Below are 20,440 nucleotides of genomic sequence, written 5' to 3'. Positions count from 1 at the left end.
ATTTAATGAATTGCATTTATGTGTCCTAAGTTATAAATAGCAATTTATTTGGTGCTTTAATGTCGTGTGGTGACGGCTTGCCCCAGCCACCAGGTGGTAGTAAGCTGATGACCATGTGCGATGACCAGGGGTGATTTATGCATCAAGAGCCGGTTTCCAAGTCCCAGTTCAAGGCCAAGGCGCTGGAGTTTTTTCGACGGGTTGAGGCGTCTGGGGAGACCATTATCGTCACCGATAAGGGGCTGCCTGCCATCGAGGTTCGCCGTTACCGGGCGGAGCAGCGTTCGCCGCTGGAGCGCTTGCGGGGTTCGGTGATGGAGTTCAAAGGCCCCACTGAGCCGGTCGCTGATGATGACTGGGATGCTCTGACATGATTGTTCTGGATACCCATGTGCTGGTCTGGTGGGTCAATGGTGACTCGCAACTGTCCGAGAATGCTCGCGCGGCCATTGAGCATGAGCAGAAAGCGGAAAACGGCCTGATATTGATCTCGGCCATTTCTGCCTGGGAAGTTGCCATGCTGATTGAGAAAGGCCGCTTGGCGCTGAGTATGAGCGTTGATGACTGGCTGGATGTGGTAGCCGAGATAGAGAGCGTACGGTTTGTGCCGTTGGACGTCGCGGTGGGCGTGCAGGCCACCCGGCTACCGGGGGATTTTCATAAAGATCCGGCCGATCGCATGATTGTGTCGCTGGCGCGCCATCTGAATGCACCGCTGGTGACCGCCGATGAGAAAATTCGGGCCTACAAGCATGTGCGCAGCATCTGGTAATCCCTGCTGACTCAAATTCGCCCCTGACCGTCTGGCGGCCAGGGGCGCTAGGTTCAACTGACCGTCAGGTCCGTGTTTTTGAGGGGAATATCGCGGATACGCTTGCCTGTTGCGGCGAAGATGGCGTTGAGTACCGCCGGTGCGGCCACCGCAATGGTGGGCTCGCCCACGCCGCCCCAGAAACCGCCGGAGGGCATGGTGATCACTTCCACCTTGGGCATATCCTTGAGCGTCATCACCTTGTAGGTGTTGAAGTTCTCCTGCTCAATGCGCCCGTCTTTCACCGTCGCTTCGCTGTAGAGTAGGGGCGACAAGCCGTACACGAATGAACCGGCGACCTGCGCCTCCACCTGTTGCGGGTTGATGACATGGCCCGGGTCGGTGGCGGCCACGATGCGGTGCATCTTGACCTTGCCGTCGGTGACCGACACCTCCGCAGCAGCGGCCACGTAACTGCCAAACCCCTTCACCTGGGCGATGCCCCGATAGATGCCTTCCGGCGGTTTGGTGTTCCAGCCGATGCCTTCGGCGGCGGCTTCGAGCACCGCCAGGTGTTTCGGGTGGTTGGCCATCAGCTTGCGACGAAACGCCAGTGGATCCTGGCCGGCCTCGTGGGCTAGCTCGTCAATAAAGCTCTCCAGGTACAGGGCGTTCTGGTTCAGGTTGACCCCGCGCCAGAAGCCCGGGCGGATGTGCGGGTTGTACATGGCGTGGTCCACCAGCAGATTCGGCACCGAATACCCGAGGGCCATATCGCCCTCGGGGTCCAGCCCCTGGTACACCACCGGATCGCCCTTGTCACTCATCGCCTGGGGCATGGCGTAGGCCATGATCGACTGACCGGAGATGCGCATATGCAGAGCCTGGACATTGCCCTCATCGTCCATGGACGCGCGCAGACGACACTGGGTCACCGGGTGGAAGCGGCCCTGCAGCATGTCTTCTTCCCGCGTCCACATCAGTTTGATCGGCGTGTCGGGAATCTGTTTGGCGATCAGAGTGGCCTGGCGTATATAGTCCGTGGCCGCGCGGCGGCCAAAGCTGCCGCCGATGCGCATGGTGTGGATTTCGCAGACCTCCTGGGGCAACTCCGCCGCTTCGGCCAGGGCTTCCAGGGCCGTTCCCGGCACCTGAGTCGGCCCCCACATCTCACAGCCGTTCTTGCGCCAGCGCACGGTGGCGGCGAGCGTCTCCATCTGGGCGTGGTTCTGGTAGGGGTAACTGTAATCGGCTTCGATGACCCGCTCGGCCTTGGCCAGCGTGTCTTTGGCATCCCCGGCCTGATTGCCGATAAACGAGGTGTCTGCGGTCAAACCTTCGCGCAGCTTTTTGGCGATGCTCTCGCTGGATACTTTGGCGTTTTCGCCTTCATCCCATTCGATCGGCAGGGCTTTCAAGGCTTTCTGGGCACGCCAGAAGGTATCGGCCACCACCGCGACGGTTTCATCGTCGACGCGCACCACCTGCTTGACGCCGGGCATGTTCTTGACCTTCTCAGCGTCAAAACTTTTCAGCTTACCGCCGTGTACCGGGCAGGCCTTGGGCACCGCCACCAGCATACCGGGCATGGAGAAGTCGGCGCCGTACACCAGGGAGCCGTCGAGCTTGTCCAGGGTGTCCAGCCGCGCCTTGTCCTTACCGGCAATGCGCCAGTCTTTCGGGTCTTTGAGGCGGATCGACTCGGTTTTTGGTGGTTCGATGTCATTGGCCGCCTTGGCCACGGCGCCGAAGGTGGTGGTGCGCCCGCTGGGCTCGTGGGTAATCACCCCCTCGGAAACGGTGCACTCACTGGCGGGCACCTGCCACTGCCGGGCGGCAGCTTCAGTCAGCATCATGCGTGCGGCGGCGCCGCCCTGACGCAGATACTCGTGGGAGCCGCGAATGGCCGTCGAGCCGGCGGTGAACTGACTGCCCCAGACATTGTCGCGCTCGCGGTTCTGGCCCGGTTTGACCAGGTCGAAATCGACCTTGTCCCAGTCACATTCCAGATCCTCGGCCACCAACTGCGCCAGGCCGGTCAACGAGCCCTGGCCCATTTCCTGACGGGCGATGCGGATCAGCACCGTGTCATCGGGCTGAACCACCACCCAAGCGTTCACCTCGGGCGACTCGGATTGCGCCAGTGCAGATTGGCTGAAGGGCACGGAAAAACCGAATACGAAGGCGCCGGCCGCAGCGCCACTACCCTTGAGAAAACCCCGGCGGGACAGGTTGATGCCGCCGCTAGCGGGCGCTTGAGCTTCAGGCTTGTTCATTGGAGCCTCCGGCCTTCTGGGTGGACGCCATGCGCTGGGCGGCGCGCTTTACGCCCTCCAGCACCCTCGGGTAAGTCCCGCAGCGGCAGATGTTGGTGATCTCGCTCCGGATTTCCTCGTCGGTGGGCTCCGGGTTCTGCGCCAGCAGCGAGGCCGCGGCCATGATCATGCCCGGCTGACAGTAACCACACTGGGCCACATCAATTTCCGCCCAGGCCTCCTGTACCGGGTGAAACTGCTGCACCCCGAGGCCCTCGATGGTGGTGATCTTCTGATTCTCCCGAACCGCGCTGACCGGCAGCACACAGGAGCGCTGCGCCACGCCGTCAATATGAACGGTGCAGGCCCCGCACAGAGCGATACCGCAGCCGTATTTGGTGCCGGTCAGGCCGAGCTGCTCGCGCAGCACCCACAGCAGCGGGGTGTCGTCCTCGACGTCGACCTCGGTGACCTGGCCGTTGATGGTGAGTTTCATGGTGTGCCTCCGGGCTAAAGCGCTATGGCGATTGAATGTCCCGTAAAACACCTCGTGCATTGCGGGCCACATTCTTTCCGACGTTCTTCTCCAACGTTGCCATTATCCTCTCCATCTGCTCAGGATCAACCACCAGATTCTGAGTAATCGTTAAATGGGAGTGAAGCTGAGGGTTTACATCCCCGATGGCTGAAAGCGTACCCACCACAACGAGTTCCCGCTCAAGGTACCCCAGATTGTTCCGGCTGAACAAATAGCCGAACAGATGGGCTTTCAACGCATGGTCCATGGTGGGGGAGAAATTACCAAACAGGGGTTGTGACGCTTCTTCCATGGTTCGATCCGTTAAGTACTCCAAGGTTTCTGAACCAAGCTGGTAGTAATCCGTGCTATCGGGCAATTGGCTCGGCTCTTTACCTTGAACGTCTTCAATACCGTTCTCCCTGCGCTCCTCCAGTAGGCTTCTGAATGTCAGCATGCCGGTTAAGGCTCTCGGAAAGCCGGCATAGGCGTATTGGTGCGCAAAGGCCTCTTTGATTTCGTTCACGGTCAAGCCACTTTCCAGGCCTTGAACGAGAGCTGGCTTGAGTTTCTCTGTATCTCCGACCGCAGAGAAAGCCGCAATGGGGATCAGGCTCAGTTGCTTTTCCGTGAGCGTCACCGGGGTGGGCGCTTCGGGTTGGTCTGGTGTCGTTGATTTGGACTCGGGCAGCTCCACTTCCTCCAACCAGGTGACGCCTTGTCCGTCCGGGGATACCGGGCTGATGGCAATATGGGTCATCGAACGGTGCTCACTGGCACCATGCCAATGCTTGACGCCCGGAGGGCATATCACCACATCGCCCTCTTGCAGTGTCTGTATGGGCTTTCCCCACTCCTGGGTTCGGCCTTCACCGTCAGTCACAATCAGGTACTGACCGTGGGGATGGATATGCCAGTGGGTGATGGTTCCAGCCTCAAACGTCACCGTGGCGGGCACGACATCACCGGGGGAGGACATGGTCGGAAAGCGTGAAAAATGGGCGTCGCCTGAGAAGCGATTGGCGGGCGCTTGATTGATGTCATGTTCAGGCGCTTTGACGACCTGTTGGCGGGTTTTCTCATCGGCCAGTATGCTGGCCGACAAAAGCGTCAAAATCATTGTGGCTATCAGGGGCTTGCTCATTGTTTGCTCATCCGTTCGGCAATCTTGCGGGTTTGTTTGCCTGATTCGCGGCTTAAGGAGAGCTCCTCAGGTGTGATGCCTATGCAGCCGCGCAGCCGCGATGGGCATCGCTTCAGTGTAAACATGGGCGCTGTTGGGGCGGTAACAAGATCTTCTCCGATGTTTGCCTGTTTCTCCAGGCGGTTTACATACTCTGAAGCGACAAATCTACAGGTTCCTCTAAAACGACGTCTGTCACAAAGGCATTTTTTTGACTAGACTTCAAGGTTACGATGGTTTGTTGAGCCGGATTCAATAATGGCACGAAATAATTACAGTGAGCTGCTTGCCTTTATCCAGGTGGCTCGGGAAGGCAGCTTTACCCGGGCGGCGGCGCAGATGGGTATTTCGACCTCTGCGCTCAGTCACGCTATCCGAGCTCTGGAGGCGCGCCTGGAGGTTCGTCTTCTGACTCGAACCACGCGCAGCGTGTCCACCACCGAGGCGGGGGAGCGTCTGTTTGAGCGTATAGCCCCACACTTTGAGGGGATCGATAGTGAGCTGGACGCCGTGCGGGATCAGCGCAGTCGGCCCGCTGGCACGGTTCGGATTACCACCGCCGAGCATGCCGCCAACACCCTGATTTGGCCCAAGCTGGCCAAGGTACTCCCCCAATATCCGGATATCACCGTCGAGGTCACGGTCAACTACGCTCGCACCGACATTGTTGCTGAGCGTTACGACGCGGGCGTTCGTCTTGGGGGAGAGCTGGCCAATGACATGATCGCCGTACGCATCGGCCCGGATGCCCGCATTGCCGTGGTGGGGTCTCCCGACTACTTCGCCCATCACCCGAAGCCCCGCTCACCCCAGGAACTGGCGGAGCACAACTGCATCAATCTGCGTCTGCCCACCCATGGAGGGCTGCTGCCCTGGGAGTTCGAGAAGGGTAAACGGGAGCTGACCGTCAAGGTGACCGGCACCTGGATATTCAATAGTGTCTCCCCCATTCTTCGGGCGGCGTTGGCCGGCCAGGGGTTGGCCTACCTGCCGGAAGACGTGGCCACCGAGCATTTGGCCGCTGGGCGGCTGATCAGAGTATTGGATGAGTGGTGTCAGCCCTACACCGGCTACCACCTTTATTACCCAAGCCGAAAGCCGGCATCAGGCGCCTTTGCGGTCGTTCTTGAGGCGTTGCGCGAGCCGGCTCCCGCCGATTGATGAATAAAATTCAATAAAGCATCCTGATTTTTGATCTTGTTTAGCGCTTCTCGCTCTCCTACTATCGAATGACTGAATCAATCGGCAGGAGAGATCTTATGACCTTACGACAATCCTTGTTTGGCCTATTGGCACTGCTTTTGGCGTCACAGCTGAGTTTTGCCGATAGCTCCGTGAGCGAACGTGAGATCCGGGAAATTTCCGCCGCCAAGTGGCAGTGGATGGCGGATAAAGACGTTGAAAAGCTGGAAGCGCTTTTCCATGAGCAGTCCAAATTCGTGCATATGAGTGGCTCTTGGAAAAAAGAGCGGGAACTGGAAATTATTGAGTCCGGCAGTATCTGGTACAAAGACGCTGAGGTTCATGATGTGGCGGTGGAGGTGATCGGCGACACCGCCATCGCGTGGAACCGCATCACACTGGTAGCGGTGGTGCGTGGAAACGAGGTCTCCAACGAATTTACCGTGACTGAAGTGTATAAAAAGCTGGATGGTGATTGGCAAATGCTCGATCTCACTTTCAGTAGCGTGAGAGACACCCACGAGATTGAACATTAGTCCCGTTGAGCTTGGGCGCCTGATGGTGGTGGGCTTACCGGTACCGGAAGCATAGCGCAGGGCGCCTGGAGGATCAGGCAAAAGGTTAGTGGCTATGGGCAAATGGTGGGTGTTAACAGGGAATATACTTAGCGGATCTGTACACATTTTGGCCAGTGGGCCTCGTTTATGACTGAGCAGCAAAATGTCGTTCCCTTCCAATCGGACAAGTCGGTCGAGTCGAGCAAGTCGGCCGATAAGCAAAAATCAGCGCCTGCCCCGCAGGAACTGGGTGTTCTGGCGCGCCTCATCGAACGATTCGCCCCGCACGATGGCCGCTTCGACCTGCCCGTTCCGGGGCTTCATGTCCTGCGCCAGTCCTCGCCGTCCTCCGAATTGCAGCATACGCTGAGTAAGCCCGGGCTGTGTCTGGTGGCTCAGGGAACCAAGTGCGTGTACCTGGCCGACAGACGTTACGAGTACAACGAGTCCCGTATGGCGGTTTATGCGGCGGAAGTGCCGCTTGGCGTTAAATTCATTGAGGCGTCCAAGGCGGAGCCCTATCTGTGCCTGGTGGTGCATATCGATCGGAAAAAGCTCTCGGAACTGATCTTCCGGGCATACCCGAACGGCTTGCCCATGACTCGGCATAACGAAGCCATCTACCTCGATGAAGCAAATCCCGACATTGTACGCTCGGCCATTCGCATGCTTGAGCTGATTCTCAGCCAGGACAACGCCGATCTTTTGGCTCCGTTAATGATCGACGAAATTCTTATCCGGCTGCTGCGCAGTCCGGCCGGGGCGGCCATCGCGCACATCGGCCTGTCCGACTCGCACGCCTTCAAGGTGGCCGAAGCAATCACCTGGATCAAGGAACATTTCCGGGAGCCGATCAAGATCGACCACTTGGCTGAGCTTGCCAACATGAGTTCGTCATCGTTCCACCATCACTTTAAGTCGGTAACCAAGATGACGCCCCTGCAGTTTCAGAAGACTATGAGGTTACAAGAGGCCAGACAACTCTTGCTGACCCGGGCGGTGGATATCAGTACGGCCTGTCACCGGGTAGGTTATGCCAGCGTGTCCCAGTTCAGTCGTGAATACAGCCGGATGTTCGGAAGGGCGCCGAGTAAGGATATCGGCCATTACCGGGATCACTGATTCAAACCACTCGATGTACAGTTCATTGAACTTTGCAAGACCACAAACTGGGGGTCCCATGCCTACCTATAACGTTACCGTGAACAACCAGAAGTACGAAGTCGAAGCCGATCAGGACACGCCTTTGCTGTGGGTGCTGAGAGACGAATTGAACCTTTCGGGCACCAAGTTTGGCTGCGGTATCGCCCAATGTGGCGCCTGCACCGTGCACATGAACGGCAATGCCATTCGATCCTGTTCGTTCCCGGTGTCCGCAATCGGTGATGCCAAAATTACCACCATTGAAGGGCTCTCCGAGGACGGCAGCCACCCGGTTCAGCAGGCGTGGCTGGAACACGACGTGGCCCAGTGCGGCTACTGCCAGGCGGGGCAGATCATGTCGGCGGCCGCCTTACTGGCCCGTAATGCCAGTCCGGACGACGAGGCGATTGAGGAGGCCATGTCCGGTAACTTGTGCCGATGTGGAACCTATAGCCGGATCAAGACAGCCATTAAAACGGCCGCAAAGGCGTAAGGAGGTATGGATATGAGCACTGAAACCGAAAGCGAAGCGACTGTGTTGAAAACCTCCATCGGCCGCCGGGCCTTCCTGAAGGCCAGTGCGGCGGCTGGCGGCGGGTTGTTGATCAACTTCAGCTGGCTGAGCGGCGCGGCGGCTGCCTCGGGTGAAGCCGCGACCGATCAGGCCTTTGAACTGAATGCCTATCTTCGGATTGCGCCTTCGGGCGATATTACGGCCATGGTTCCTAATCCGGAGTTTGGTCAGAACCTGATGACCTCCATGCCCATGATTCTGGCGGAGGAGCTGGACGCCGACTGGGGAAAGGTCACGGCCAAACAGGCCGAGTTTGAACCCGAGGACTATCAGCGCCAGTTTACCGGGGGCAGTCAGTCTATCCGACTCGCTTGGCAGAGTTTACGCATGGCCGGCGCCAGCGCCCGACACATGTTGCGTCAGGCGGCGGCTAAGAAGTGGAATGTTCCGGTTGAAGAGGTATCAACTCAAAAAAGTGTTCTGTCGCACGCCGCCTCCGGAAAAACCAGCACTTACGGAGAGATGGCGTCCGAGGCAGCCATGATCCCGATGCCCAAGCAGGTACCCTTGAAAAGCAAGAGTGCGTTTGAGCTGATCGGACAGTCCCGGAAAAACCTGGAAGGCCTGAAGATTGTGACCGGCCAACCGATGTTTGGCCTCGACTATCAGGCCGAAGGTATGCTGGTGGCGATGATCGAGCACCCTCCGGCTTTTGGGCAGACGGTTGACTCGGCGGATCTGGATGAGATCAAAAAAATGAAAGGCATTGTGGATGCTTTTGTCTTTGAGTCCATACGGCCGGACTACCAAAAGAACTATTTTGATACCACCGCCTTCCCCAGCCTTATCGCCATAGTTGGGCATAAAACCTGGCAGGTGATGAAGGCGAAAAAAGCCCTGTCGGCGAAGTGGAAGGCCATGCCTGCCCGGACCGAGACCATTGATCGCTTTGGCACTGCCATTGAGGTGAAGGTGCCCGGCGGTCTGGAGAGTACCGACGGGCACCGCAAGGCGATGGACAATGCGCTGGACGGCGAGCTGGAAGTGTTGCGCCGGGACGGAGACCCTAAAACGGCGTTCGAGCAGGCCGAAACGGTGATCGAGAGGACATACCGGGCACCGTTACTCGCGCACAACACACTGGAGCCCATGAACTTTTTTGCCCATGTCACCGACGACGAGGTTCATGTGGCGGGCCCGCTGCAGGCCCCGGCGTTTATCGAAGGCACTGTGGCCAGCCGACTCAATGTGCCCACCGATAAGGTTCGCATTGAAATGACCCGCATGGGAGGCGGCTTTGGTCGTCGCGCGTACTCCCACTATCTGGTGGAAGCGGCCGTTATCTCGAAGCAGGTCAAGGCGCCCGTCAAACTGATCTATAGCCGCGAAGACGACATGACCATGGGGATCTATCGCCCCACTTATACTGTTCAGCTCAAGGCAGCGCTGGATGAAAATAAACAGTTGGTGGCTTATCAGGTTCGCGGCGTTGGGTTGACCGAGCATTGCGTCCATGAAAACCGCTTTCCCGCCGGGGCCGTGGATCACTACCTGGCGGAGGGCTTGGTGATTCCCTCCAACATCACCACCGGGGCGTTTCGTGCACCTCGCTCCAACTTTATGGCGCTGGCCGAGCAGGCGTTTCTGGATGAAGTGGCCGAGGCGGCAGGAAAAGATCCGATTGCGTTTCGTTTGAGCTTGCTGGAGCGGGCGAAAAACAATCCGGTCGGCGAGAACAATGACTACGACCCGAGTCGCTATGCGGGCGTGTTGAAACTGGTGCGCGACCGGTCGGGCTGGAACTCCATGCCTTCGGAGGTCAAGAAAGGCGTAGCAGCCTACTTCTGTCATAACTCCTACGCGGCTCAGGTGGTAACCGTTACCCAAGAGGGGGATAGCTTACCAAAAGTCGACCAGGTGCACAGCGCGGTGGATTGTGGCGTCGTGGTAAATCACGATGCGGCGGTCAACATGGTGGAGGGTGCAGTCATCGATGGCATCGGCAATGCCATGTACGGCGAGATGACGTTCACTGACGGTAAGCCGGATAAGCGTAATTTTGATCGCTACCGGATAATCCGCATGAACGAAATCCCTCGCCAGATCCATGTGAACTTTGTCGACAATGACATAGACCCCACCGGTCTGGGCGAACCACCGTTTCCGCCGGTCTTCCCAGCGCTGGCTAACGCCTTGTACCGGGCTACGGGAACAAGGCTGTATGACCAGCCGTTTATCAAAGCCCTGGAGAAAGGCTAGCGGGTTGGGATGGCGTCAGAAGGGGGCCATCCGCTCGGCCTGGACAATCTCGATCCAGTAGCCGTCCGGGTCCTTGATGAAGGCAATGTGCTTCATCTTGCCATCTTCCGGGCGCTTTACATAGTTCACATCATTGGCGTCGAACCAGGCGACGGCCTTTTCCAGGTTGGGCACGGAAAAACAGATGTGGCCAAAGCCCTGGGGCTGGCTGTTGCCGTCGTGGTATTCAAAATCCAGGTCCTTCTCGGTGCCCCAGTTGTGGGTCAGCTCCAGAATGCCGCGCTCACTGAAGGTCCAGCGCGTGCGCTCTTGCACGTCTTCGGGAAGGGACTCGTCCGCATCGGGCTTGGCCAGGAAGTACAGGGAAAACTCCATCTCATCAAAGTCCAGCCGGCGCAGCACGCGCATGCCGAGGACGTGGGAGTAAAAGGCCAGGGAGCGCTCAGGGTCTTTCACCCGCAGCATGGTGTGGTTAAAGCGAAAGCCGTCGGTTTCCTTCGGGGCCTGGTCAGCTACGCCGGGGTACTGTTCTGTGTTAAAGCTCATGGGAATTCCACTGTTTGTTGATGTTTAACGAATTGATTTATTGGCGGTCGGACTCGTCGAGTACCGAGCGTACCTTGCCCTCAAGTGAACCCAGTCCGGCGGATCGGCCCAGGGCCAGAGACTCGTCCACCGGTTTGCCTTCAATCTGGTGCGCGGCAATGGCCAGCAGAGCGCCCACCCGGTTGCCCGAGGCACAGTGCACGAAGACCGGTTCATCCTCTTGCTGCAGCAGTTGGTGCAGTGTACGCGCATTGTCGGCGGTCACATCACCGGCGCCGGAAATAGGCAGTGAGACATACTCCATACCCAGCGCCTCGGCTTCCGCCCTGGGGTCAAAGGAGACTTTTTCTTCCGGTCCGCGCAGGTTGATCACTTTGGTCACCCCGGCCGCTTTGAGGGCGGCCAGCTCGTCCCGAGACGGTTGACCCCCGGTCACCAGGTTCTCGCTCGGTGTGTAAAAGTCATGGGCCTTGGCTATGGCGGCGAGACCGTCGGCCTGGGCGCCGCCGATCCATAGGAGGGACAGTATCAAGATAAAATGACGGGCGAGGGTATGCATAAACGGCCACTCCTGCAAAAAGTGCGTGGGCGTTTACGATACCACAGGCGGGCGGTGTCGTGGCAGCGCGTTGCCGGGGAGGTCCCCCGGCGAGGCGCTGAGGCGTGGGGTGGGTTATACGCCCCCGGCTTTGGGGCTGGAGGACGAAATAATTTTGAAGTCTTTAAAGTATCCTTCGGTGCCGATGTCAACGTACAGACCTATGCTCCCGGATTTGGAGGTGCTGAGCAGGTCATCGACGATAAAGGAGGGGTATTTCGCATCGTTGATGAATGCTCTGGCGGTATCGCCTTTGACGTGGACCCGCATGGTAATCCATTCATCCATGCCGACGTCCGCCCAGGTTTCATAAAGACCGGGCGCCATTTCACGAAGTTTATCAAACTTGTAGTCGGGGTAGGCGAAGTACTGAACGGTGTGGTTTCGCACGCGCTGGTTATCGGCACGACCGGCATTGGGACGAAGGTAAATGGAATCAAACGCCGAGTCGTCCTCCGTCGTGCGGAAATAAACGCCGATAAACCCTTGCGAGCTTGCAAAAGGTGATGGCTGTAAGATACGAGCCAACATTTTCACCTCGAAGATCACATCAGTAAACTCGACGCCCTTCAGCCTCATGTAATGAGGCTCATCGACCGTCTCTCCAAGGCGTTCAACATCGAAAGGAAGCGCCTCCAGGTCACGTTCAACCCGCAGCACCTGCTCACCCTTGAGTTCCACAACGCTGGCCTTGACATTTCTGGCCTCAAACTCCCGGCCTTCCCACTCAATCGTGTCTGCCAACGCTCCCGAGGAGGCGATGACACCCAACACCAATCCAATCAAACGGTATTTCATAAGTTGACTCACTCTGTAGCAGAACAATGTGGATGTGCAATGGACGTTAACCGGACCACGCGAGAGTAAAGTCGCGTGGTCCGGTCGACTGGATTTTTAAACCTCAGTCACTCCTCCAAAGGCGAGGAAGAGAAGCTGTAATGAGTGAATTTCCATCTTCCGTCATTTTGCTTTTCGAGAACAAACAACTCCTTAAAGGCGGCCTCGTTGGCAGCTTGTCCACTGCCATTGACCTTCACAGTTCCTTTGGAGTGGCTGCGTAACAGTGCTGTTTTGTCACTGATGAGTTCTATTTCATCGACCGTAAACGCCAAGTTGAACGATAGCGCCTCTGCAAGCCCGCCATACGAGGCTTTGATGGCGTCACGGCCCACAGCGGCGGGCGCATCAGGGGCCATCATAACGCCATCTACGGTGTACAGCTGGGCGATCTCGTTGGCATCCGCCGCATTGAGTGCGGACTGATACCGACTCAAGGTCTCCTGGATGGACCGATGCTCGTCACGAGCATCTGCATGGGCCAGAAAAGGAGCCAGTAGTAAAATAAGGGACATTGAAGCGCAGACATTGCGAATGATCGTCATAAAACCTCCGTTGGTTTTGTTCATCATCGGAACCAATGTACAATTTGAAATCATTCGTGATAAATAGGCACTTTCTTCATTCACTCTAAACGGTTTGTTTCTAATGGATAAGCTTCAAGGCATTGCAGTGTTCGTCAAAGCCGTTGAAATGGGCTCGTTTTCCGCCACGGCCGACGCCATGGAAATGTCCCCCCAACTGGTGGGGAAGCACGTTCAGGCGCTGGAAGAGCACTTGGGGGTCAAGCTGCTTAGCCGTACCACGCGCCGCCAGCGTCTCACCGAGATAGGCGCCCAGTTTTACGAGCGGGCCAAGGTGATTCTGGAGGAAGTGGCACAGGCCGAGGGGTTGGCTGCCGAAACCCAGATTACCCCACGGGGCAAGCTGCGCATCAATGCGCCGGTCACTTTTGGGATACACGCCCTGTCTCTCAAACTCCCGGATTACCTGCGTGCCTATCCCGAGGTATCCCTCGATCTGACCCTGTCGAATCGCTACGTGGATGTCATTGATGAGGGGTTTGACGCCGTTTTCCGGGTAGGTGAGCTGGAGGACAGTGGGTTGGTGGCTCGCCCATTGGCCCCCTACCGATTGGTATTGTGCGCCTCTCCCGATTACCTCCAACAGCACACTCCCATCCGCACCCCTCATGATCTGTCTGATCATGAGTGCCTTGGGTTCTCCTTGAATGCCTTGCGTAAAAAGTGGACCTTTAACGGGCCCGAAGGCCCAATAACGGTGCCCATATCCGGTCGCCTGATGGTCGACAGCGGCGAGGCTCTGCTCGGGGCCGCGCGGGCTGGCCTGGGGTTGTTGCTGCAGCCCAAAGAGCTGGTGCAACCTGAACTGGACGCCGGCCGGCTCGTCCAGCTCCTTCCAGATTACGCGCCACCCACCCGGCCATTACACCTTATCTACGCACCGGACCGTCGCATGACCCCCAAGCTGCGAAGCTTTGTGGATTTTGCGCTGGAGGTGTTTGGCGGCTGACCCAACAGAGCCGACCGCCTGGCGTATCTACTCCTTCAGAACCTCACCCTCCTCCCCAAACAGGTTTCCAGCGCCTGCCCAGTTGGATGGTGCAACGTCCTCGAAGAGTACATAAATGTAATTCGGATCTGTCTGGGTATGTTTAACAATGCTATCAGTGATTTCTTTCGCAACCGCTTTTTTGGTGTTTGCGTCTTTACCCTCAAACCAGGTAACACGGACAACGGGCATAAATTTCTCCTTTAAAAAATAGGAATTGTTGAAAACTCTCTTTACTCAAAGGGCTAAAAGAATCGAGTGTGTTGTGGAGCAAGCTCGCCTCATTTTCCCAACGAGCCGAGCTGGCCTCTCTCTTTTGGATTACTGCCAGGCCACTGCCGAGTGACCGGCGACTCTCGGCGAAAGATTCCCCTGCCTGGCAAGCGATCGCGGTCATGAGATGCCTCAAAATCCAGAATCGGCCCTCGAGGTACGATCAGGGCCGGATTGATGGCCTTGATGGCGTAGTACCCCCGTTTTATGTGCTCGAGGTTGACGGTCTCCCGAATACCGGGCCACTGGTAGAGTTCACGCACATAATTGGACAGGTGCGGATAATCCACCAAACGACGCAGGTTGCACTTGAAGGCGCCATAGTAGGCGGCATCGAACCGCACCAGGGTTACGAACAGGCGCCAGTCGGCTTCGGTGAGGTACTCGCCGGCGATGTAGCGACTTTCACCCAGCCGCGCGTTCAGCCGGTCCAAGGCCTCGAACAGTGTCTCCACCGCCGTTTCATAGCTGGCCTGGGTTTTGGCGAAGCCGGCGCGGTAAACGCCGTTGTTGACCTTGTCATAGATAAAGGCGTTCCAGCGGTCGATCTCGTCGCGAAGCGCCAAGGGATAAAAATCCAGGGCGTTGCCGGTGAGGTGATCAAACGACTCATTGAAAATGCGGATGATATCGGCGGACTCATTATTGACGATCCGGCCTTCCTGTCGGTCCCACAATACCGGCACCGAGACCTTGCCGGTGTAGTGCGGATCGGTGGCCGTATAGAGCTGGTGGTGATAGTGGATACGCCCGAGTTTCGGCCCGGCGTCCACACCCTCGGGATAAATCCAGCCATCTTCGCCGATAAAAGGCTCGGCCACGGACAGGGAAATAAGCCCCTCCAGCCCTTTCAGCTTGCGAAACATCAGGGCCCGAGAGGCCCAGGGGCAAAAGTAGGAGACGAGCAGCTGATACCGGCCCGCCTCGGCCGGTAGGGCCGGCTGCCCCTCGGGGCCGGGCTCGCCATCGACCGAGAGCCAGTGGCGAAATTTTGTGGGTTCCCGCTCAAACGCCCCACCTTTGATTTCCCCGTCGGCGACGTCCCCTTTCACCCATTGTCCGTTCAAAAGTCCTGGCATAATCTTCTCCTCAATTAATAATCTCGTGGCTTTCGGGGCTGATACCAGGTCAACCGCTGAACATGAACGCAGACTGCCTGCTGCCGATCACACGATCCTGAAACACGCGTTGGCCCGCGTCTTCGCCGGCGGCACCGGCCACCACATGCAAAGGCAGAAGGTGTTCCTCGCGCGGATGCGAAGCGCGTCCACCGGGGGCGGTGGCCCATTCTGTCAGGCGCTGCTCGCGTTTCTGGGCCGGCAACCCGACCGTCTCGGCCAGCCACTCATCAAAACGGACCGAGTCCGGATCCAGCGCGGCATCGTCAAAGCTGAAGCGGCGCATGTTGTGGTAGCTCATGCCGCTGCCGATGATCAGCACCCCGCTGTGACGCAACGGCGCCAGCGCCCGTCCCAAGGCTAAATGCTCCGCAGGATCCAGCCCACGTCTCAGCGACAGCTGGACGATGGGCAGGTCGGCCGCCGGGAAAGCCACCTTCATGGGAATGAAGACCCCGTGATCCAGCCCCCGAGCCTGTTCCGCCCCGTTGGCGATACCGGCGGTGTTGAGCAATGCCTGCACCTCGGCCGCGAGCTCGGGGGAGCCCGGCGCCGGATACTTCAGGTCGAACGTGTGGAGCGGAAAGCCGGCGTAGTCGTACAGAAGCGGCGGGGCCGCCTGGGCGTTCACCGTGAACTGCGGCGCTTCCCAATGCCCGGAGATCACCAGCAGAGCCTTCGGCCGCGCGCCAATCAGTTCGGGGATGCTGCGCAGCCAACTGGCCATCCTCGACCAGGTATCCGCCGGCTCCCAGTCCATAAAGAAACAGGGGCCGGCACCGTGGGGTACAAAGAGTGTGGGCAATTGTTGCGTGGCCATGGGCGAAATCCACCGGTGTTGACTGATTGACGATCTAGAATCGAAACCCGAAATGACGGTCCAGTGAGTATTCGCCACCACCGCGCAGCAGGAGTGCTATCGCGAGCAGGAGCCACATGAGCGGGTACTCGACGCCCCCATTGGTCCAGAAAAAGCCGTTCGACCAGTGCACAGTGAGCGCCACCGCCAGCAGACCGGCAACGGCGGCGGCCGCCGGGCGGGTCAACAGGCCGAGCACCAGCGCCAGGCCACCAAAGAACTCGACCAGTCCGGCCAAGAGGGCGAACAAGACGCCCGGCTGCATGCCCAGTGTCTCACCAAAAAACGCGCCGGTTCCGGATAGCCCGTAGCCACCGAACCAACCAAAGAGCTTCTGCGCGCCGTGCGGCATGAGAAACAGGCCAGTCGTTATGCGTATCAGCGGGTAGGCCAGAGCGCTGGCCTTATCGACAAAGGGTGTTGCGGTAGTGCGTTTATCGGTGGTAGCGGTCATCATAAAGCTCCTGAATGAGTGAGTTGTAACGGGTTGTATTGGAACAGGGGCCATAATGAGGTAGTTTCCTCTTTAACGTAAGACGGCGGGACTGGGACTCATGGTTGATAAATCGGAAACCTTAGGGGGCGCCATCGACGATGTGCGAGCCTTTTGTGCCGTGGTCGAGTTCGGCACGGTATCGGCGGCGGCTCGGCAGCTGGAGGAAACCAAAGGAAGCATCAGCCGACGACTCTCGCGGCTGGAGACACGCCTGGGTGCAACGCTGCTGGCCCGCACCCCCCGGGCCGTCTCGCCGACCGAGGAGGGAACCGCTTTCTATACCAAGGCCCGGGAAGCGTTGCGGTGGATGGACGATGCCGTAGAGGGGGCGCGACAGTCGCAGGAGGTGCTCAGCGGGCACTTGCGCGTGACCGCCCCCATCGATCTGGGCATGGATGTCCTGCCCAGGCTGGTGGTGAAATTTCGCCAATTGCACCCACAGATTAGCGTCGAACTGTTGATTACCGACTCTTCCCTCGATCTGGCCGCCAATCGAGTGGACCTCGCACTGAGGGCCAGCGTCGAGGGCCTGCCGGATATGGGCTATCGGGCGTCGAAAATAGCGGATTTTCACATTGGCCTGTATGCCGCGCCGGACTACCTCGCGGCCCATGGAGGCGGCCCGGAGGCGCCTTCAACACTTGCCGAGCACGCTTTGGTGGTATCGCGGGAATTCCCAGGGGCAGCACACCTACCACTGACCGACAAACGGGGGCGGTCGGCCCAGGTCGTCGCTCGTCCCGCCATCCGTACCAGCGATTACGCCAGTGTGCTCCGGCTGGTGCTCGCCGGCGGAGGCATCGGGCCGATTCCAAGCCTGGTCGCAAAGACCTCCGTTGCGTCGGGCGCGCTGTTACCAGTACTCCCTGAGTGGAGTGTCTCCAAAGGCACCCTCTACGCGATCAGCCTCGGGGGACGCGGAGCCCCGGCGCGCGTACGCGTCTTCAGGGAGTTTGTGCGGACGGAGTTGGCCGACGTGCCTTAGGTGATTACCTCACCCACTCCCCTCAAGCCTTTGCTCTGCTATAGCCTAACCTGCTGCACCGTCAGCTTCACGAGAAAAGCCACCACTGGCCGCACCAGCGGCACGCATAAAAAAGCGCTCGGCATCGCGAGCTTGTAGGCCTGAAAAACCTGCACGAAGAAGTCCGGGCCGACTCCCCGGTTTGCTGCTGTAATGATGAGACACATCAGAAAAGCCATGATGCTGGCCATATAAAAGCTGAATGCCACGACAGTAAACCGGGGGTGCAGCTTTAACCTTTGGCCGATACCGCTATCGTCGGATTTCATGTTCACCTTCGCTGGTTCGTACTCGTATTTCATGATGGAGGCACTGTACGCACCGAATGGGCCCACCGGTAGACCTCTTACACTCGCGACACTCATAAGCTAAGCTTACCAATAATCAAGTCGATCTATCGGATGTGCTTATGGATACCCTGCGCGGAATAGAAACTTTTGTGAAAGCGGTGGAGGCTGGGAGCATTGCGGCCGCCGGGCGTGCCCTGGGCATTAGCCCGGCCGCTGCGAGCCAGAACATAGCGCGACTGGAAACACAATTGAATACAAGACTACTGACCCGCACCACTCGCCGCCTGGCATTGACGGACAGCGGCACCACTTACTACGAAAAAGTCAGAACGGTGGTGCGAGACGTTGAGTTGGCGGGGCAAGCCGTTTCTGCGCTAAACGCACAGCCTCAGGGGCGACTGTGCATAGCCTCCTCAGCGGCCCTCGCTCGGCATGTGCTGGCTCCGCTCATTCCGGGGTTCACGAAGCGCTATCCGCGAATTGCCGTGGAGCTGGTAGCCACCGACCGCAGCGTTGATCACGTGAGTGAATCCATCGACATCAGTATTCGCATACAACAACAACTCGAGGAGGGGCTGGTGGCTCGGAAGCTCGCCGTAGTTCCGTCAAAGTTCTGCGCCTCGCCGGCCTATCTGGAAAGATCCGGTCGACCTACCGAACCGGAGCAGTTGCGAGATCATGATTGCCTGGTTTTCCGGTACCCCGTCGATGGCAGATTCCTGCGCTGGGGCTTCATTCGAAATGGCGAGCGGTTCGACGCTGAGGTTCACGCCACCCTCATTAGCGATGATATTGATGTGCTTGCCCGCCTGGCGGTCGCCGGCGGTGGGATCACAAGGCTGGCCGCGTTTGTTGCTGAACCGTATCTGGCTCGCGGAGAGTTGGAGGAGCTATTTGTCCCCCAGGAGGGAGAAGAGCAGTCGGCACTGATCGATCCGCTCGATTTTTACATTTGCGTGCGCGACCGCTACGAACTGACGCCCAAGGTCAGGGCGTTTATGGACTATGTGCTCACTGCGCTGCCATCACAATGGCGCTGCTAGTCGGAACTTATCACCTCTCAACGTCCAAATCATTTTCGACGAATAAAACGCCTTCCCTGCTGACACTCGTGAAAAACAATAGCGCACTCTGGCATGGTCGTTGGGGCGCCACGATGGCGCAACTGGGCAATACCTTCTAGAACGAACTGTTCAGCTTTGTTCGGGCGAACGATCAGGATATAGATGAGTTCAATGGATTAGTCCGAGGGTAAAGCTTGCTAGCACTGTGCCCGCCACCACTTTCAGCGGCGAGAGTTTCCAGACCGAGAGCAACACAAAGCCTGCGGCGGCGATCAGAAAGTCGGTGGGCGTGCGCACGGCGCTGGTCCACACCGGCTGGTAGAGGGCGGCGGCCAGGATGCCCACCACGGCGGCATTGGCGCCAGCCATCAGGGGGAAGGCGAAGCGCTTTTGGCGCAGTTGATCCCAGAAGGGCAGTACGCCCAGTAGCAGAAGCATACCGGGAAGGAAAATGCCCAGCAGCGCAATGCTGGCCCCGAGCAGGCCGCCTAGGTTGGCATCCACCGCACCCAGGTAGGCCGAGAAGGTGAACAATGGGCCCGGAATCGCCTGGGCGGCGCCGTACCCCGAAAGAAAGGCGTCGGTGCTGACCCAGCCGGTCTCCACTACCCGGGATTCGAGCAAGGGCAGCACCACATGGCCGCCGCCAAAGACCAGAGCGCCGGAGCGATAGAAGGCTTCGAACAGGTCCAGCGCGTGGGTGGGCCAGAGCGCTACCGCCAGCGGTAGGCCACCCAGTAGGGCGAAGAAGGCCACCAGAAAAGCGCTGCCGGCCCGGCGCGACAACGGCAGCGCTATATGTCCAGCCTCTGGGCGTTGGAGGCCTCGGCACCACACCAAACCGGCGAGCGCCCCGAGGGTGATGGCGCCAATCTGTCCAAATGCGGTTGGGATAAAAACCACCGCCGCAATGCCGCCCAAAGCAATCAGCGCTCGAGTCCGGTCCGGGCAAAGGTTGCGCGCCATGCCCCAGACCGCGTGGGCCACCACCGCGACAGCCACCAGCTTGAGACCGTCAATGGCGCTCTGCCCCAGGGGGCCGCCAAAGGCATCGGCCAGGTAGGCGAAGCCGAACAGCAGAGCGGCGGAGGGCAGGGTAAAGGCGACCCAGGCGAGCAGGGCGCCGATAAACCCCCCGCGTATCATGCCCAGGGCAAAACCCACTTGGCTGCTGGCCGGGCCAGGGAGGAACTGGCACAGCGCGATCAGGTCGGCATAGCCCTGTTCGCTCAGCCAGTGCCGGCGTTTGATGAGTTCTTCGCGGAAGTAACCCAGGTGGGCGACGGGGCCTCCGAAGGAAGTCAGCCCGAGCTTGAGGAACGCCAGAAAGACTTCACGAGCAGAGCCTCGCGGGCGTGTGGTGGGGGTGTCCGCCTGGGGCACAGCGATCCTCCGTGGTTGG

23 protein-coding genes are annotated in these 20,440 nt (G+C 58.7%); 10 read left to right on the top strand and 13 right to left on the bottom strand.

Features of this window, described 5'->3' with window-relative positions; all coding sequences use genetic code 11:
- The first annotated feature begins 137 nt into the window (after positions 1-137).
- Both OOT55_RS10630 and OOT55_RS10625 read left to right on the top strand, forming a co-directional pair.
- Complete coding sequence (locus OOT55_RS10630; protein WP_265365851.1) at positions 138-374, top strand: type II toxin-antitoxin system Phd/YefM family antitoxin; 237 nt, start codon at positions 138-140, stop codon at positions 372-374.
- Complete coding sequence (locus OOT55_RS10625; RefSeq protein ID WP_265365850.1) at positions 371-772, top strand: type II toxin-antitoxin system VapC family toxin; 402 nt, start codon at positions 371-373, stop codon at positions 770-772. The genes OOT55_RS10630 and OOT55_RS10625 overlap by 4 nt, the downstream gene beginning before the upstream one ends.
- 53 nt (positions 773-825) lie before the next feature.
- Here the strand turns inward: OOT55_RS10625 and OOT55_RS10620 are convergent, their stop codons facing one another.
- The 3 genes from OOT55_RS10620 to OOT55_RS10610 are packed head-to-tail and all read right to left on the bottom strand — an operon-like array spanning position 826 to position 4,667.
- Complete coding sequence (locus OOT55_RS10620) at positions 826-3,027, bottom strand: molybdopterin cofactor-binding domain-containing protein (RefSeq protein ID WP_265365849.1); 2,202 nt, start codon at positions 3,025-3,027, stop codon at positions 826-828.
- Positions 3,014-3,502 (bottom strand): (2Fe-2S)-binding protein, encoded by a 489-nt coding sequence (locus OOT55_RS10615; protein WP_265365848.1) that lies wholly within the window; start codon positions 3,500-3,502, stop codon positions 3,014-3,016. The genes OOT55_RS10620 and OOT55_RS10615 overlap by 14 nt, the downstream gene beginning before the upstream one ends.
- Positions 3,503-3,524: 22 nt before the next feature.
- Complete coding sequence (locus tag OOT55_RS10610) at positions 3,525-4,667, bottom strand: cupin domain-containing carboxymuconolactone decarboxylase family protein (RefSeq protein WP_265365847.1); 1,143 nt, start codon at positions 4,665-4,667, stop codon at positions 3,525-3,527.
- Between the two features lie 297 nt (positions 4,668-4,964).
- On the opposite strand from OOT55_RS10610, the gene OOT55_RS10605 reads away from it, so the two are divergent.
- The 5 genes from OOT55_RS10605 (at position 4,965) to OOT55_RS10585 (ending at position 10,361) form a co-directional block, all read left to right on the top strand.
- Positions 4,965-5,867, top strand: a complete 903-nt coding sequence (locus OOT55_RS10605; protein ID WP_265365846.1) for a LysR family transcriptional regulator — start codon at positions 4,965-4,967, stop codon at positions 5,865-5,867.
- A 98-nt stretch (positions 5,868-5,965) separates the two neighbouring features.
- Complete coding sequence (locus OOT55_RS10600) at positions 5,966-6,424, top strand: nuclear transport factor 2 family protein (RefSeq protein WP_123638246.1); 459 nt, start codon at positions 5,966-5,968, stop codon at positions 6,422-6,424.
- Positions 6,425-6,592: 168 nt separating this feature from the next.
- Positions 6,593-7,567, top strand: coding sequence for an AraC family transcriptional regulator (locus tag OOT55_RS10595; protein ID WP_265365845.1), 975 nt, complete (start codon positions 6,593-6,595; stop codon positions 7,565-7,567).
- A gap of 58 nt (positions 7,568-7,625) precedes the next feature.
- Positions 7,626-8,081, top strand: a complete 456-nt coding sequence (locus OOT55_RS10590; protein ID WP_024461204.1) for a (2Fe-2S)-binding protein — start codon at positions 7,626-7,628, stop codon at positions 8,079-8,081.
- 12 nt (positions 8,082-8,093) lie between these two features.
- Positions 8,094-10,361: a xanthine dehydrogenase family protein molybdopterin-binding subunit gene (locus tag OOT55_RS10585; RefSeq protein ID WP_265365844.1), complete on the top strand. Its 2,268-nt coding sequence runs from the start codon at positions 8,094-8,096 to the stop codon at positions 10,359-10,361.
- Positions 10,362-10,376: 15 nt separating this feature from the next.
- Here OOT55_RS10585 and gloA read toward each other — a convergent pair whose 3' ends face one another.
- The 4 genes from gloA to OOT55_RS10565 form a co-directional block, all read right to left on the bottom strand.
- A complete protein-coding gene (gene gloA, locus OOT55_RS10580; RefSeq protein WP_265365843.1) occupies positions 10,377-10,907 on the bottom strand; it encodes a lactoylglutathione lyase in 531 nt (176 codons plus the stop codon).
- Positions 10,908-10,944: 37 nt separating this feature from the next.
- Positions 10,945-11,466 carry a protein tyrosine phosphatase family protein gene (locus OOT55_RS10575; RefSeq protein ID WP_265365842.1) on the bottom strand — a complete coding sequence of 174 codons (522 nt, stop codon included), beginning with the start codon at positions 11,464-11,466 and terminating at the stop codon, positions 10,945-10,947.
- 114 nt (positions 11,467-11,580) lie between these two features.
- Positions 11,581-12,303, bottom strand: a complete 723-nt coding sequence (locus tag OOT55_RS10570) for a family 16 glycoside hydrolase (protein ID WP_265365841.1) — start codon at positions 12,301-12,303, stop codon at positions 11,581-11,583.
- 107 nt (positions 12,304-12,410) lie between these two features.
- On the bottom strand, positions 12,411-12,887 hold the full coding sequence (locus OOT55_RS10565; protein WP_265365840.1) for a YybH family protein: 477 nt from the start codon (positions 12,885-12,887) through the stop codon (positions 12,411-12,413).
- 103 nt (positions 12,888-12,990) lie between these two features.
- Between OOT55_RS10565 and OOT55_RS10560 the strand changes: the two genes are divergently transcribed.
- Positions 12,991-13,875: a LysR family transcriptional regulator gene (locus OOT55_RS10560; RefSeq protein WP_265365839.1), complete on the top strand. Its 885-nt coding sequence runs from the start codon at positions 12,991-12,993 to the stop codon at positions 13,873-13,875.
- Between the two features lie 27 nt (positions 13,876-13,902).
- On the opposite strand, the gene OOT55_RS10555 is transcribed toward OOT55_RS10560, so the two are convergent.
- The 4 genes from OOT55_RS10555 to OOT55_RS10540 form a co-directional block, all read right to left on the bottom strand.
- A complete protein-coding gene (locus OOT55_RS10555; RefSeq protein ID WP_265365838.1) occupies positions 13,903-14,106 on the bottom strand; it encodes a tautomerase family protein in 204 nt (67 codons plus the stop codon).
- Positions 14,107-14,195: 89 nt separating this feature from the next.
- Positions 14,196-15,266, bottom strand: a complete 1,071-nt coding sequence (locus OOT55_RS10550) for a glutathione S-transferase family protein (protein WP_322113806.1) — start codon at positions 15,264-15,266, stop codon at positions 14,196-14,198.
- Positions 15,267-15,315: 49 nt separating this feature from the next.
- Complete coding sequence (locus OOT55_RS10545) at positions 15,316-16,125, bottom strand: DODA-type extradiol aromatic ring-opening family dioxygenase (protein ID WP_265365837.1); 810 nt, start codon at positions 16,123-16,125, stop codon at positions 15,316-15,318.
- A gap of 34 nt (positions 16,126-16,159) precedes the next feature.
- Positions 16,160-16,621 carry a DoxX family protein gene (locus OOT55_RS10540; RefSeq protein WP_265365836.1) on the bottom strand — a complete coding sequence of 154 codons (462 nt, stop codon included), beginning with the start codon at positions 16,619-16,621 and terminating at the stop codon, positions 16,160-16,162.
- 97 nt (positions 16,622-16,718) lie between these two features.
- Between OOT55_RS10540 and OOT55_RS10535 the strand changes: the two genes are divergently transcribed.
- Positions 16,719-17,645: a LysR family transcriptional regulator gene (locus OOT55_RS10535; protein WP_265365835.1), complete on the top strand. Its 927-nt coding sequence runs from the start codon at positions 16,719-16,721 to the stop codon at positions 17,643-17,645.
- 38 nt (positions 17,646-17,683) lie between these two features.
- Here the strand turns inward: OOT55_RS10535 and OOT55_RS10530 are convergent, their stop codons facing one another.
- Positions 17,684-17,986 carry a DUF2798 domain-containing protein gene (locus tag OOT55_RS10530; protein WP_265365834.1) on the bottom strand — a complete coding sequence of 101 codons (303 nt, stop codon included), beginning with the start codon at positions 17,984-17,986 and terminating at the stop codon, positions 17,684-17,686.
- 107 nt (positions 17,987-18,093) lie between these two features.
- Here OOT55_RS10530 and OOT55_RS10525 point away from each other — a divergent pair, with 107 nt between their 5' ends.
- Entirely contained in the window at positions 18,094-19,017 is a 924-nt protein-coding gene (locus OOT55_RS10525) for a LysR family transcriptional regulator (protein ID WP_265365833.1), read from the top strand.
- 189 nt (positions 19,018-19,206) lie between these two features.
- Here the strand turns inward: OOT55_RS10525 and chrA are convergent, their stop codons facing one another.
- A complete protein-coding gene (gene chrA / locus OOT55_RS10520; RefSeq protein WP_265365832.1) occupies positions 19,207-20,421 on the bottom strand; it encodes a chromate efflux transporter in 1,215 nt (404 codons plus the stop codon).
- Positions 20,422-20,440 lie beyond the last annotated feature (19 nt).

The organism is Marinimicrobium sp. C6131 (genome assembly GCF_026153455.1).
Classification (GTDB): domain Bacteria; phylum Pseudomonadota; class Gammaproteobacteria; order Pseudomonadales; family Cellvibrionaceae; genus Marinimicrobium.
This window is presented reverse-complemented; position numbering and strand designations above follow the sequence as displayed.